We start from the raw sequence: 12,349 nt of genomic DNA, 5'->3' as shown, positions 1-12,349 counted from the left end.
AGGAGAGGCGATGACACAGCTTCCGCTGCGGGCTCAGCTCGCGAGCGCTCTCGGACGGACGGCCGCGACCCTGTCCAGGGCCACCGGCCGCGGCGACGGCTCGGTGATCGGTGGCCGGATCGGCCTGGCGCTGGAGCCCGGCCTGCTGAGCCAGCTCGCCCGGGACCGCAGGCTCGCCCTGGTGAGTGCGACCAACGGCAAGACCACCACGACCCGCCTGATCACCTCCGCCCTCCAGGAGCTCGGCGACGTCGCCACCAACGCCTTCGGCGCCAACATGCCCGCCGGGCACGTGTCGGCGCTGGCGTCGGCCAAGGACGCTCCGTACGGCGTGCTGGAGGTCGACGAGAAGTACCTCCCCGCGGTGATCGACGCCACCGGCGCGGGTGTGATCGCCCTGATGAACCTCAGCCGCGACCAGATGGACCGGGCGGGCGAGATCTGGCTGCTCGCCCAGAAGTGGCGGCGGGCCCTGGCCGGCAAGAACACCCACGTGATCGCCAACGCCGACGACCCGCTGGTCGCCTGGGGAGCATCCACCGCCGCCCGGGTGACCTGGGTGGCGGCGGGACAGCCCTGGAAGGAGGACTCCTGGTGCTGCCCCGAGTGCGGCGGCCCGCTCGACCGCAAGGGCGTCGACTACACCCCGCCGGGCGGCCACGTCGCCGGCGCGGCCCCCCTGGCGATGGTCCCGCGCCCGGCCGAGGACGACTGGGCCTGTCGTGAGTGCTCCTTCCGGCGGCCCCAGCCCTCCTGGTTCCTCGACGACGACGCGGTGATCGACCCGCGCGGGCAGCGCTGGGTCCTGGACCTCCAGCTTCCCGGCCGTGCCAACCGGGCGAACGCCGCGATCGCCCTGGCCGTCGCCGAGGCGTTCGGCCTGCCGGTCCAGGCGGCGCTGCCCCGGCTGCGCGAGGTCAGGTCCGTCGCCGGCCGCTACACCACGGTGGAGCGCGACGGCCGCCGCGCCCGGCTGCTGCTGGCCAAGAACCCCGCCGGGTGGCTGGAGGCGTTCGACGTGCTCGACCGCTCGCTGCCGGTCATCCTCTCGGTGAACGCCCAGGGGCCCGACGGCCGCGACACCTCCTGGCTGTGGGACGTCGACTACCGCGTCCTGCGCGGCAGGCCGGTCTTCGTGACCGGGGAGCGGATGCTCGACCTCGCGCTCCGGCTGGACGTGGCGAACGTGCCGTTCCAGCTCGTGGCGTCCTTCGAGCAGGCGCTCGCCGCGCAGCCGCCGGGCAAGGTCGACGTGATCGCCAACTACACCGCCTTCCAGCAGATCCGAGCGGAGTTCGACCGTGCAGTCTGACAGCGTCCTGCGGCTCGTCTGGATCTACCCAGACCTGCTGAGCACCTACGGCGACCAGGGCAACGTCCTGGTCCTGGAACAGCGTGCCCAGCGCCGCGGCATCCCGGTCCAGACCATCCACGTCCGCTCGGCGGACCCGGTGCCGGACAGCGGCGACATCTACCTCATCGGCGGCGGCGAGGACCGGCCGCAGATCCTGGCGGCCGAACGGCTGCGCCGCGACGGCGGCCTGCACCGGGCCATGGCGCGCGGCGCGGCCCTGCTGGCGGTCTGCGCGGGCTACCAGATCATGGGCAGCACGTTCGGCGGCGAGGAGGGGCAGCCGGTCCAGGGCATCGGCCTGCTCGACATCGCCAGCGGCCGGGGCACCGGCCGGGCGGTCGGCGAGCTGGCCGGGGAGGCCGACCCCGCGCTCGGCATCCCGATGCTCACCGGCTTCGAGAACCACATGGGCGTCACCCGGCTGGGACCGGGCGTCCGCCCGCTGGCGCGCACGGCGGTCGGCGTCGGCAACGGCGACGGCACCGAGGGCTGCTACGCCGGGAAGGCCGTCGGCACCTACCTCCACGGCCCGGCGCTCGCCCGCAACCCGGGCCTGGCCGACCTCCTGCTCACCTGGGCGGTCGGCGCGCAGCTCCCGCCGATCGACGACTCGTGGTACGACCGGCTCCGCCAGGAGCGGCTGACCGCGGTCCTGCCCCAGCAGGCCTGACGATCCTCCCTCGGGACGGGCATCGGCCGCCTCCGGTGCCCGTCCTCCTGGGCGGCCCGCTAGTAGACCAGCGCCTGGACACCCTCGGCGAGGACCTCCTCGACGAAGGTGGGGGCGCCCGCGATGCGCACGCCGTCGATCAGGTCGTCCGCCGTCATGTCCCGCCGGGCCGCGCATTGGGTGCACAGCGTCACCCGGCCCCCGGCGAGAACGGCGTCGAGCAGGTCGCCGAGCTGCGCCGCGTGCGGCAGCGCGAACTCCTTGGCCCGGCCGGGCAGGGCGAACCACGACGCCTCGCCGGTCAGCCACAGCGAGACGGGGACCCCGCTCGCCAGCGCCGCCGCGGCCACCGTGAACGCCTGGTTGCAGCGCTCGGGGGCGTCCGCGCCGGCGGTCACCTTTATCACCAGTGAACGTGCCATGGTAGGCAGCCTAATGCGGGCGGGAACCGCGGGCACGGGCCGTACCGGGGCGGTCTCGACGCGCGGCCCGGCGCGGGGGGAACCGGGGGCGCGAGCCGTGTGGGGACGGCCTTAGGCTCGTGTGCATGGACGTTCCCGAGCTGCATCCCGGCCTTGAGCCGATCGCCTTCCTCCTGGGCCGGTGGGAGGGCGCCGGAGTGGGCGGATATCCGACGATCGAGAGCTTCAACTTCGGGCAGGAGATCGTCTTCGGTCACAACGGCAAGCCGTTCCTGACCTACACCAGCCGCACCTGGCTCCTGAACGACGCGGGCGAGCGGGTCCGCGAGCTGGCCACCGAGACCGGCTACTGGCGGCAGCTTCCCGACCGCCAGCTGGAGGTGTGCCTGACGCACCCCACCGGGATCGTGGAGATCTACGTCGGCGAGGTCGTCTTCCACAAGATCGAGCTGCGGACCGACGTGGTCGCCCGTACCGCCACCGCCAAGGAGTACACCGCGGGCCACCGCCTGTACGGCCTGGTCAACGGCAACCTGATGTGGGCCTACGACATGGCGGCCGAGGGGCAGCCGCTCCAGTCGCACATCTCCGCCGAGCTCAAGAAGGTGGCCGACTTCGTGCCGGAGGCAGGATAGGACCGGCTTCGCGCCGGAGGGCAGGAAAAGAAAAGAACCCCGGGCCTGCTCCCGCCGCTCGCGGCGGGGCCGGATGGACCAAAGACGGGATCTTCGTGTCCCGCCCTCCGGCGGCCCGGGGTTCCGGTGATTGCCATGGATTCGCCGAACGTCGCGAGACGTCCGGACAGAGTCCGGAGTCGCGGCGTCCTAGCGGACAGCCACCTCGCTAGCCCTAGAACTGTCAACCATTGTCTGGACCACCTCCTTTCTGCGTGCCCCAAAGCTATGCGGCCGGGTCAGCTCAAGGCAAACGTTTTTCCACCCGTCCCGCCCGGCTACCCGAACAGCTCCCGGCCCCAGTAGTCGCCGGCGTCCCGGACTCCGGGCGGGCAGGCGAACAGGCCGCTGGAGACGTGCTTGATGTACTCGTTGAGCGAGTCGGCCTTGGCGAGACTCGTCTGGATCGGCACGAACTGCTTGCGCGGGTCGCGCTGGTAGGCGATGAAGAACAGCCCGGCGTCCAGCCGCCCCAGCCCGTCGGAGCCGTCGACGTAGTTGTAACCGCGTCTCAGCAGATGCGCGTTGCCGTGCGCCGAGGGGTGGGCGAGCCGTACGTGCGCGTCGGGTTTCATCGCGGTGAGGTCCACCGGGTCGAACTCCTGCTTCCTGCCGACCGGTGCGCCCTCGCCCTTGTCGCGGCCGAAGATGTCCTCCTGCTCCCGCAGGGGGGCGCGGTCCCAGGTCTCGATCATCATGCGGATCTTGCGGGTGACCAGATAGCTGCCGCCCGCCATCCAGCCGGGCCCGTCCGTCGCGGTGGCCCAGAGCTGGTCGCGCACCAGCGCGGTGTCCTCCAGCTTCATGTTGTTGGTGCCGTCCTTGAACCCCATCAGGTTGCGCGGGGTGGCCTGGGCGCGCGAGGTGGAGGAGGTACGGCCGAAGCCGAGCTGGGACCAGCGCACCGACACCCGCCCGAACCCGATGCGCGCCAGGTTCCGGATGGCGTGCACCGCGACCTGGGGATCGTGCGCGCAGGCCTGCACGCAGATGTCGCCGCCGGAGATCTCGGGGATCAGATGCTCACCGGGGAACCTCGGCAGGTCGGCCAGGGCGGCGGGCCGGCGGTCGGCCAGCCCGAAGCGGTCGTCGAACAGCGTGGAGCCGAAGCCGACCGTCAGCGTGAGTCCGGAGGCGGGCAGGCCGAGCGCCTCGCCGGTGTCGTCGGGCGCGCCCTCGGCCGGTCCCCCGACGGCGCCGAACGCCCCGGCCTCCTTGCCCTGGGTGAGGCGGGCGGCGGCGGCCGTCCACTCCTGCAGCAGGTCGACGAGTTCGGACTTCTTGTCGGTGGTGACGTCGAAGGCCACGAAGTGCAGCCGGTCCTGGGCCGGAGTGACGATGCCCGCCTGGTGCTCGCCGTAGAAGGGGAACGGGTCGGAGGCGGATGAGACATGTGCGACCGGTGGGTCGGTCCTGAGCGAGCGGGTGGCGACGGCGGTGGTCCCCGCCGCCGCCACGCCGGCCGCGCCCAGGCCCAGCACCGCTCTCCGGCTCATGCGCTGGTTCATGGCAGAGCCCCTACCCGGCCACGACAGGCGCGATCTTGCTGATCGGCTCGGCCAGCGCGTTGATCACATCCGACAGGCTCTTCAGCTCCTCCTTGGACAGCTCGTTGTGCAGCCTCCAGCCGTTGCCCTTCTGGTGCTTGCCCAGTTCGGCCTCGGCGGCGGCGAACTTCTCGTCCAGGATCTTGACCAGGTCGGGGGAGCGCTCCTCCAGAACGGGACGCAGTGACTGCACCGCCGCCTCGGAACCGGCCAGGTTGGCGGCGAAGTCCCACAGGTCGGTGTGCGACCAGATGTCCTCCTCACCGGTGATCTTGCCTGTGGCGACCTCGTCGAGCAGTTCCTTGGCGCCGTTGGCCAGGTTGAGCGGGGTCAGCTCCGCGGCGTTGGCCTTCTCCACGATGGTCTTGACGTCGGCGATCAGCTTGTCGGCGACCGGGCCGTCCTTGCTGATGTCCTTGGTGACCCACAGATCCTTCTCGATCTTGTGGAAGCCGGTCCACTCCTCACCCTCGGCCAGGTCCGCCTCGCGGGCGTCGATGGCCGGGTCGAGGTCGCCGAAGATCTCCGCGACCGGCTCGATGCGCTCCCAGTAGGTGCGCGCCACCGGGAACAGCTCCTTGGCCTCGTCGATCCGGCCGGCCTTCACCGCGTCCACGAACTCCTGCGTCTTGACCAGCAGCGTGTCGCTCTGGCTCTTGACGTACCGCTTGTAGCCGGCGGTCGCCTCGGCGAGCTTGGCGTCCGCGTTCAGCGGCTTGTGCTCGCCGGTGACCTTCAGCGGGTTGCGGATGCCCTTGCCGGTCATGCCGGGCTTGCACACCGTCTCGTAGCTGCCCGCCGGCAACTCGGCGATCAACTCACGGGTCAGGCCCGGCACGATGTTCTCCACCTCGGCCATCACCCGGTCGCCCGGTGCGTAGACGTAGAACTCGGTGACCTTGCTGCCGCCGTTGGTGATGGAGAACGTGCTGGCGCCGGCGGCGACCTCGGAGACGGCGACCTTGCACTCGGTGTCGCTGGCGGCGACCGTGACCTTCGCGGGCTTGGCCGCCGCGCCGGGGCCGCCGGTGGCAGGGGTCTCGGCCGCACAGGCGGTCAGCGAGGCCAGAGCCAGGGCGCCGACGGCGAGACGGATGATGGCGGACATGATGCTCCTGTTCAGGCCGCGTGCGCGGGAGCGAGCTGCGTGCGTGAAGGACGCAGGAAGAAATAGAGGGAGGGGATCACGTAGGCGGCCCAGGCGATGGTCTCCAGGACGCTGGGCTGCGGGGTGATGTTGAGCATTCCCGACAGCAGCGCGCCGTACCACGAGTCGGCGGGCAGGACGGCGCTGATGTCGAAGGCGTAGGTGTTCAGGCCGGGCAGGACGCCGGCCTCCTGCAGATCGTGCACGCCGTACTTGAAGATTCCGCCCGCCACCAGGATGAGCAGGAGGCCCGTCCAGGTGAAGAAGCGGGTGAGGTTGACGCGCACCGCGGACCTGTACAGGCCGTAGCCGAGCGCGACCGCGGTGAGCAGGCCGAGGGCGATGCCGATCAGCGGCTGGGAGGAGGCGGTGGCGCCCTGCACGGAGGCGAAGAACAGCAGCGCCGTCTCCAGCCCTTCACGCGCCACGGCCAGGAACGCCATGATGACGACGGCCAGGGAGCCCAGCGCCAGCGCTTCGGAGAGCTTGCCGCGTAGTTCGCCGGACAGGGCGCGGGCGGCCCGTCTCATCCAGAAGATCATCCAGGTGACGAACACGACGGCGAGCAGCGAGGTGATCGCCTCGAACAGCTCCCGCTGCTGGAAACCGAGCTGCGCGGCGGTGAAGGTCAGGACCGCTCCGAAGCCGACCGAAAGAGCCACGGCGGTGAGCACACCGACCCAGACGTGCGGAAGCTTGTCCCTGCGGTCGCTCTTGACCAGGAAGGCGACCAGGACCGAGACGACGAGCGTCGCCTCGAGCCCTTCACGCAGGCCGATGAGATAGCTGGCGAACACTGTTGCTCCAACTCCGAGGGTGATGAGCGCGAAATGGCGTTACGGCGTGGCAGGCGATCCGCCTGCGGGGCCCGGATCGCGCGCGGCGATGTTCATGACGGCGAGCACAGCATGCTCCTCAGAGTCGTCGGAGGAGAGCCCGGCCACGGCTCCGCTACTTGCCGTAAAAGTTAACATAGCCTCACCTAACTAACCAGGCGGCCCCCCGGTCGCGCGAGAAGGCCGGCACGCCGGAGCGGTTCCGGCGGATCCCGGGCCGCTTCCCCGCTCCGGCGACCGTTCCGGCCGCCGCCCATCCCGACCTGGGTCGCCGTCTCCTCTCCGGGAGTGTGCGGCCCCGGTCCGCCGGGGTTGCTCCTAGACTCTGGGCATGTCCGAGACGTCGTGGCACGAGCAACTACGGGCGCACGGTTACCGGGTCACCCCCCAGCGCCAGCTGGTGCTGGAGGCCGTCAAGGCCGCCGGGCACGCCACCCCCGAGGAGATCTGCGCCAAGGTGCGGGAGACCGCGCGCGGGGTGAACATCTCGACCGTCTACCGCACCCTCGAACTGCTCGAACAGCTCGGCCTGGTCACCCACACCCACCTCGGGCACGGCGCCCCGACCTACCACCTGGCCGCCGACGCCGACCACGTGCACCTGGTCTGCCACGAGTGCGGTGAGATCGACGAGGTCGAGCCCGAGCTGGTGCGCGACCTCGTGACCAGGTTCGACGAGGAGCTGGGGTTCGCGGTCAACGTCCACCACCTGACGGTGTTCGGGCGTTGCCGTAAGTGCCGCTGAGGGCTCGTAGGCTTGGGACCATGCGAAGCCCTCTGCTGGACACTCCCGGCGCGGTCGCGGCCGAGGCCCCCGACGCCGACGTCGCCGGACACTACGGCGACCCGTTCGCCGAGCAGCGCGCGTTCCTCGCGGGCGAGGCGATGGTCGACCGGAGCAACCGGGAGGTCGTACGGATCTCCGGGCCCGACCGGCTGAGCTGGCTCAACGACCTGACGTCGCAGAAGCTCGACGGCCTGGCGCCCGGCGTGCCGACCCAGACGCTGTTCCTGGACGCCCAGGGCCGCGTGGAGCACCACCTGACGCTCGTCGACGACGGCGAGGCCGTGTGGGCGCACGTCGAGCCGGGCACGTCGGCCGGGCTGGTCGCGTTCCTGGAGAAGATGCGGTTCATGCTCCGGGTCGAGATCGCCGACGTGACCGGTGACCACGCGGTCGTCTCCGTCGCCGAGGGGACGCCGGTCGCCCCGCCCGAGGGGTCCGTCGTCATCGGGGGCGACGTGCTGCTGCCGCGGGCGCTGCTGGCCGACCGGCTGGGCGGCATGGCCCTGGCCGGGTTGTGGGCCTACGAGGCGCTGCGGATCGAGGGGCACCGCCCCCGCCTGGGCTTCGAGACCGACCACAAGACGATCCCGCACGAGGTGGGATGGATCGGCCCGGCGCTGCACCTGAGCAAGGGCTGCTACCGGGGCCAGGAGACCGTGGCCCGGGTGCACAACCTCGGCCACCCGCCGCGCCGCCTGGTCTTCCTGCACCTGGACGGCAGCGTGGACACCCTGCCCCGGCACGGTGACCCGGTGACCTGCGACGGCGCGGAGGTCGGCTTCGTCGGCAGCGCCGCCCGGCACCACGAGCTCGGTCCGGTCGCGCTGGCCGTGGTCAAGCGGACCGTGCCGGTGGACGCCACGCTCCAGGCCGGGGGGGTGGCCGCGGCTCAGGAGGTCGTCGTGCCGCCGGACGCCGGCCGCAACGTCACCATCGACCCCTCCCTGCGCCGCCGCATCCGCTGACACGACCCCGCCCTCCGGCGGCGGGCCCTGAGAGGCGAGCGGCCCGGCCCTCGGCGAAGGGGCCGGACCGCTCGCCGGCCCAGGTCACCGGAAAGGCCCAGGTCACCGGAAAGGCCCAGGTCACCGGAAAGGCCCAGGTCACCGGAAAGGCCCAGGTCACCGGAAAGGTTCCGGCCGCCGGAAGACGGCCGCCGCAGGTCAGAAGGCCAGGGTGTGCAGAAGCGCGGCGGTCAGGGCGGCGCGCTCCACCATGCCGTCCACGCTGATGTGCTCGTGCCGGGCGTGCGCGCCGGCGCCGACCGCGCCGAGCCCGTCGAGGACCGGCAGGCCGAGCGCGGCGGCGAAGTTTCCGTCGCTGGCCCCGCCGACCGACCGCTCGCCCAGGTCGAGGCCGAGCCGGGCGGCCACATCCCGGGCCTGCCCGAACAGCCGGGCGGTGCCCTCGCTCCGCTCCATGACAGGGCGGTTCCACCCGCCGGTGATCTCGATCGAGGCGCGGGGGTCGTGCGGGCGCAGGGCGGCGAGGGCGGCGTCCACCCGGGCCGCCTCACCCTGGCTGGCGACGCGGACGTCCACCTCGGCGCGGGCCGCCCCGGCGACGACGTTGGAGCCCGTTCCGCCCGAGACGACGCCGACGTTGACGGTCGTCCCGGCGTCGAGATCGGTGAGGTCGTGCAGCAGCCGTACGGCCCGCGCCAGCTCGTCGATCGCACTGGCGCCCTTGGCCGGTTCGAGGCCGGCGTGCGCCTCGACCCCGGTGAACTCCAGGCGGAAGATGCCGACGCCCTTGCGTTCGGTCTTCAGCGCCCCGTCCACGCTCGCCTCGAACACCAGCGCCGCGGCGGCGTCGCCGGCCGCCTCCTCGATCAGCGGCCGGGAGGCGGGGCTGCCGATCTCCTCGTCGCCGTTGAGCAGCAGCCGCAGCGGCGGCCGGGGAAGCCCGGCGGCGTCCAGCGCGCGCAGCGCCCAGACGAGCTGGACCAGCCCCGCCTTCATGTCGAAGACGCCGGGGCCGCTCGCCCGGTCCCCCTCGACGGTGAACGGCCAGGCGGCGAGGGTGCCGGCCGGCCACACCGTGTCGTAGTGGGCGAGCAGCAGGATCGGCGCGGTCCCCCGGCCCGGGTAGTCGTTCACCCGGATGTCGCCGTACGGGCCGCCGTCGGCGCGCCGGGTGGCCACGGGGGCGCCCAGCCGTTCGGCCAGGTAACCGTCGAGCCACGCGAGGCCGGTGTCGAGCAGCGCCCTGTCGTTGCTGGGGGTCTCCAGCGAGACGTACTCCGACAGGTCGGCGAGCAGGTCGGCGCGGTGCCGGGAGATCCAGGCGTGCAGCGCCCGCGCGTCCGTCGTGCTCCCCGCGCCTCCCGCGCTCCCCGCGCCTCCCGCGCTCCCCGCGCTTCCCGTGTTCCCCGCGCTCCCCGTGTCCTTCGTGTCCCGCACGTCGCTCACGCCCTCCGCGTCCGCGTCTCCCGCTCCGCTCATGTCCGTGAAGCCTCCCGCATTCATCGGGTGGCCTCCAGGTCGCGCAGGTGGTCCTCGCTCATCGGGACGCGCCCGGCCTCGACGTCGGCGAGGCGGGCGAGCACGCCGCGGGTCAGCGGGGTGGCGACCCCGGCCGCGTCCGCCTCGGCGAAGACGGCCCCGTAGTGGTCGTGCACCTCGACGGGGCGGCGCCGTACGGCGATGTCGCGCCAGATTCCGCTGCGGTCCTTGGGCTGGGTGCGCAGCCAGGCGGTGAGCCGGTCGGTCGCCGCCTCGCGGGCGTCCTCCGGTGCACCGGGCAGGTACGCCCCGGGATCGAACGCGTCGAACGGCTCCAGCCGGTGGCCCAGCCGCGCGGCGACCGCGAACACCTCGGCCACCAGGGCGTACATCAACGGGCGGTGCCGGTCGATCAGGCCGGCCATCGGCGCGTCGGCCAGCGCGGTCGCGGTCAGCATGATCCCGAAGCCCAGCTTGGACCACAGGTAGCCGTTGATGTTCCCGGTGGCCTTGGCGCCCAGCCCGGCGAGGTCGGAGACGACCCGGTCGACCCGGGGGCTCGACTCGCCCGACAGTTCGCCGACCACGAAGGCGCCGGGTCCGCCGTCACGGATGACGCCCGGCTCCACCACGTCGGCGAAGAGGTTGACGAACGCGCCCACGACGCGGTCCGCTCCGACGTGCTCGGCGATGAGCCGCTCGTTGAGCCCGTTCTGCACCGAGACGACGAAGCCGCCGGGGGCGAGCCGGGGCGCGATCCAGCCGGCCGCGCCTCCGGTGGCCTGGGCCTTGACGCACAGCAGGACGTGCCGCAGCGGGCCGTCCACCTCCTCGGGGGTCGCGGCGCGGACCCGCGTGGTCTCGTCGCCCGCCGCCCCCCGGAGCACCAGCCCGTCGCGGCGGACCGCGGCGACGTGCGCGGGGTCGGCGTCGACGAGCAGCACGTCGTGCCCTCCCCGGGCGAGGTGGAAGGCGACGCTCCCGCCGATGGCCCCGCCGCCGACGATCGTGTACGGCGCGCCCGGGGAGACTCCCGCGGCCCCGGTGGTCGCTCCGGCCTCGGCAGTCCCGGCGGCCTCGGCGGTCCCGGTGGTCGCCGCGGTGGCGGGCGCGTGACGTGGCCCGGTCATCAGGTCAGCTCCTTTCCCCTGGTCTCGGGCATGGTGGTGTAGACGATCACGCCGATGAGGGCCGCGGCGACCACGTAGAGCCACACCTGCTCGCGGTAGCCGTTCGAGCTGAGCCAGGTGGTGACGTACGGGGCGGTGCCCCCGAAGACCGCGACGGACAGGGCGTACGGCAGGCCGATGCCGGTGGTGCGGACCTCGGCGGGGAACTGCTCGGCCATGACGACGGCGCAGTTGGCGGAGTAGCCGACCAGGAAGACCATGCCGACGATCTCGATGACGAGCAGGGCCCCGAAGCCGCCGTCGAGGAAGTGGAAGGCGGGCCAGGCGATGACGAGGAAGCCCAGCGCGAAGGCGGTCATCGTGGGCTTGCGGCCGATCCGGTCGGAGAGCAGGCCGCCGAACGGCAGCAGGACCAGGAAGACGACCACCGCGATGGTGTTGGCGAGCAGGGCCTGGTTCAGCGGGATGCCGGTGTCGACGTGGGCGTAGGTCGGCATGTAGCTGACCCAGATGTAGTAGAGCAGGGTTCCGGCGATGGTCACGCCGATGACGCGGAGCGCGGCCCGCGGGTGCTCCCGGAACATCGCGGTGAGCGGGTTGGCGCGGGTCCGGCCGGACGCCTCGGCCTTGGAGAACGCCTCGGTCTCGGGGACCGAGACGCGCAGCCACAGGCCGATCAGGCCGAGCAGGCCGCCGATGGCGAAGGCGATGCGCCAGCCCCAGCTCCCCAGCGCGGCCTCGTCGAGGAAGGAGGTGAGGACGGTGCCGAGCGCCGAGGCGATCAGCACGCCGCCGCCGACCGAGACCTGCTGCCAGGACCCGGCGAACGCGCGCCGCCCGCTCGCGGCCGACTCGATGAGGAAGGCCGACGAGGTGCCGAACTCGCCGCCGGCGGAGAAGCCCTGGACCAGGCGGGCGAGCACCAGGACGATCGGCGCGGCGATGCCGATGACCTCGTAGCCGGGGCAGATCGCGATCACGAAGGACGCCGCCGCCATCAGCGTGATGGTCAGCGTCATGCCCTTCTTGCGGCCGTGCCGGTCACCGTACACGCCGAGGATCGCGCCGCCGATGGGGCGCATGAGGAAGCCCACGGCGAAGACCGCCAGGGTGGACAGCAGGCTCACGGTGGGGTCGCCGGAGGGGAAGAACTGGCGGGAGAACACCGACGCGAAGGTGGTGTAGATGGCCCAGTCGACCCACTCGACGGTGTTGCCGATCGCGCCCGCGACGATCGCCCTGCGCTGTGCCGGGGTGAGGCGCGTGGCGGGCGCTCCGGTGGGTGTCTCGACGCTCATGGTGGTTCCTTCGGTGCGCTCTCGGCCGTCCGGGCCGTCC

12 protein-coding genes are annotated in these 12,349 nt (G+C 72.4%); 5 read left to right on the top strand and 7 right to left on the bottom strand.

All coding sequences use genetic code 11. The features are described from left to right. Positions 1 to 10: 10 nt before the first annotated feature. Together ACZ6W9_RS31575 and ACZ6W9_RS31570 are read left to right on the top strand one after the other, a co-directional pair. Positions 11 to 1,312 (top strand): MurT ligase domain-containing protein, encoded by a 1,302-nt coding sequence (locus tag ACZ6W9_RS31575; RefSeq protein ID WP_362940801.1) that lies wholly within the window; start codon positions 11 to 13, stop codon positions 1,310 to 1,312. Then, positions 1,302 to 2,024, top strand: coding sequence for a type 1 glutamine amidotransferase (locus tag ACZ6W9_RS31570; RefSeq protein ID WP_389962125.1), 723 nt, complete (start codon positions 1,302 to 1,304; stop codon positions 2,022 to 2,024). The genes ACZ6W9_RS31575 and ACZ6W9_RS31570 overlap by 11 nt, the downstream gene beginning before the upstream one ends. A 59-nt stretch (positions 2,025 to 2,083) precedes the next feature. Here ACZ6W9_RS31570 and ACZ6W9_RS31565 read toward each other — a convergent pair whose 3' ends face one another. Beyond that, the gene (locus tag ACZ6W9_RS31565) at positions 2,084 to 2,446 is read right to left on the bottom strand and encodes a DsrE family protein (protein ID WP_362940795.1); all 363 of its coding nucleotides are present in this window, start codon (positions 2,444 to 2,446) and stop codon (positions 2,084 to 2,086) included. A gap of 125 nt (positions 2,447 to 2,571) precedes the next feature. On the opposite strand from ACZ6W9_RS31565, the gene ACZ6W9_RS31560 reads away from it, so the two are divergent. Then, positions 2,572 to 3,081 carry a heme-binding beta-barrel domain-containing protein gene (locus ACZ6W9_RS31560; protein ID WP_389962122.1) on the top strand — a complete coding sequence of 170 codons (510 nt, stop codon included), beginning with the start codon at positions 2,572 to 2,574 and terminating at the stop codon, positions 3,079 to 3,081. A 317-nt stretch (positions 3,082 to 3,398) separates the two neighbouring features. Here the strand turns inward: ACZ6W9_RS31560 and efeB are convergent, their stop codons facing one another. From efeB to efeU, 3 genes are read right to left on the bottom strand one after another with little or no spacing between them, the layout of a single operon-like run. Further along, a complete protein-coding gene (gene efeB, locus ACZ6W9_RS31555) occupies positions 3,399 to 4,616 on the bottom strand; it encodes an iron uptake transporter deferrochelatase/peroxidase subunit (protein WP_470120992.1) in 1,218 nt (405 codons plus the stop codon). 22 nt (positions 4,617 to 4,638) lie between these two features. After that, positions 4,639 to 5,775 (bottom strand): iron uptake system protein EfeO, encoded by a 1,137-nt coding sequence (gene efeO / locus ACZ6W9_RS31550; RefSeq protein WP_389962118.1) that lies wholly within the window; start codon positions 5,773 to 5,775, stop codon positions 4,639 to 4,641. An 11-nt stretch (positions 5,776 to 5,786) separates the two neighbouring features. After that, positions 5,787 to 6,611 (bottom strand): iron uptake transporter permease EfeU, encoded by an 825-nt coding sequence (efeU, locus tag ACZ6W9_RS31545; RefSeq protein ID WP_470120989.1) that lies wholly within the window; start codon positions 6,609 to 6,611, stop codon positions 5,787 to 5,789. Between the two features lie 370 nt (positions 6,612 to 6,981). On the opposite strand from efeU, the gene ACZ6W9_RS31540 reads away from it, so the two are divergent. Further along, positions 6,982 to 7,395 carry a Fur family transcriptional regulator gene (locus tag ACZ6W9_RS31540; RefSeq protein ID WP_389962114.1) on the top strand — a complete coding sequence of 138 codons (414 nt, stop codon included), beginning with the start codon at positions 6,982 to 6,984 and terminating at the stop codon, positions 7,393 to 7,395. Between the two features lie 20 nt (positions 7,396 to 7,415). Beyond that, positions 7,416 to 8,402 carry a CAF17-like 4Fe-4S cluster assembly/insertion protein YgfZ gene (gene ygfZ / locus ACZ6W9_RS31535; RefSeq protein ID WP_389962112.1) on the top strand — a complete coding sequence of 329 codons (987 nt, stop codon included), beginning with the start codon at positions 7,416 to 7,418 and terminating at the stop codon, positions 8,400 to 8,402. Between the two features lie 198 nt (positions 8,403 to 8,600). Here ygfZ and ACZ6W9_RS31530 read toward each other — a convergent pair whose 3' ends face one another. Genes ACZ6W9_RS31530 through ACZ6W9_RS31520 form a run of 3 tightly spaced genes read right to left on the bottom strand, consistent with a single transcriptional unit; the run spans position 8,601 to position 12,309 of the window. Continuing rightward, positions 8,601 to 9,881 carry a M20 family metallopeptidase gene (locus ACZ6W9_RS31530; protein WP_470120987.1) on the bottom strand — a complete coding sequence of 427 codons (1,281 nt, stop codon included), beginning with the start codon at positions 9,879 to 9,881 and terminating at the stop codon, positions 8,601 to 8,603. A gap of 20 nt (positions 9,882 to 9,901) precedes the next feature. Continuing rightward, positions 9,902 to 11,011 (bottom strand): ketopantoate reductase family protein, encoded by a 1,110-nt coding sequence (locus tag ACZ6W9_RS31525; RefSeq protein ID WP_470120985.1) that lies wholly within the window; start codon positions 11,009 to 11,011, stop codon positions 9,902 to 9,904. Continuing rightward, positions 11,011 to 12,309 carry an MFS transporter gene (locus ACZ6W9_RS31520; protein WP_389962107.1) on the bottom strand — a complete coding sequence of 433 codons (1,299 nt, stop codon included), beginning with the start codon at positions 12,307 to 12,309 and terminating at the stop codon, positions 11,011 to 11,013. Before ACZ6W9_RS31520 ends, ACZ6W9_RS31525 begins: the two co-directional genes overlap by 1 nt. Positions 12,310 to 12,349: the final 40 nt, after the last annotated feature.

It is taken from the genome of Streptosporangium sp. NPDC053982, assembly GCF_055585205.1.
Note: the sequence above shows the minus strand (reverse complement) of the source record. Positions and strands in the feature narration are given on the sequence as shown.

Bases quoted from the DNA above. Each gene is read 5' to 3' on its own strand.
- efeO (WP_389962118.1), bottom strand. From the start codon at position 5,775: ATGTCCGCCATCATCCGTCTCGCCGTCGGCGCCCTGGCTCTGGCCTCG.
- ACZ6W9_RS31540 (WP_389962114.1), top strand. From the start codon at position 6,982: ATGTCCGAGACGTCGTGGCACGAGCAACTACGGGCGCACGGTTACCGG.
- efeB (WP_470120992.1), bottom strand. From the start codon at position 4,616: ATGAGCCGGAGAGCGGTGCTGGGCCTGGGCGCGGCCGGCGTGGCGGCG.
- ACZ6W9_RS31560 (WP_389962122.1), top strand. From the start codon at position 2,572: ATGGACGTTCCCGAGCTGCATCCCGGCCTTGAGCCGATCGCCTTCCTC.
- ygfZ (WP_389962112.1), top strand. From the start codon at position 7,416: ATGCGAAGCCCTCTGCTGGACACTCCCGGCGCGGTCGCGGCCGAGGCC.
- ACZ6W9_RS31565 (WP_362940795.1), bottom strand. From the start codon at position 2,446: ATGGCACGTTCACTGGTGATAAAGGTGACCGCCGGCGCGGACGCCCCC.
- ACZ6W9_RS31575 (WP_362940801.1), top strand. From the start codon at position 11: ATGACACAGCTTCCGCTGCGGGCTCAGCTCGCGAGCGCTCTCGGACGG.
- ACZ6W9_RS31525 (WP_470120985.1), bottom strand. From the start codon at position 11,011: ATGACCGGGCCACGTCACGCGCCCGCCACCGCGGCGACCACCGGGACC.
- ACZ6W9_RS31520 (WP_389962107.1), bottom strand. From the start codon at position 12,309: ATGAGCGTCGAGACACCCACCGGAGCGCCCGCCACGCGCCTCACCCCG.
- ACZ6W9_RS31530 (WP_470120987.1), bottom strand. From the start codon at position 9,881: ATGAGCGGAGCGGGAGACGCGGACGCGGAGGGCGTGAGCGACGTGCGG.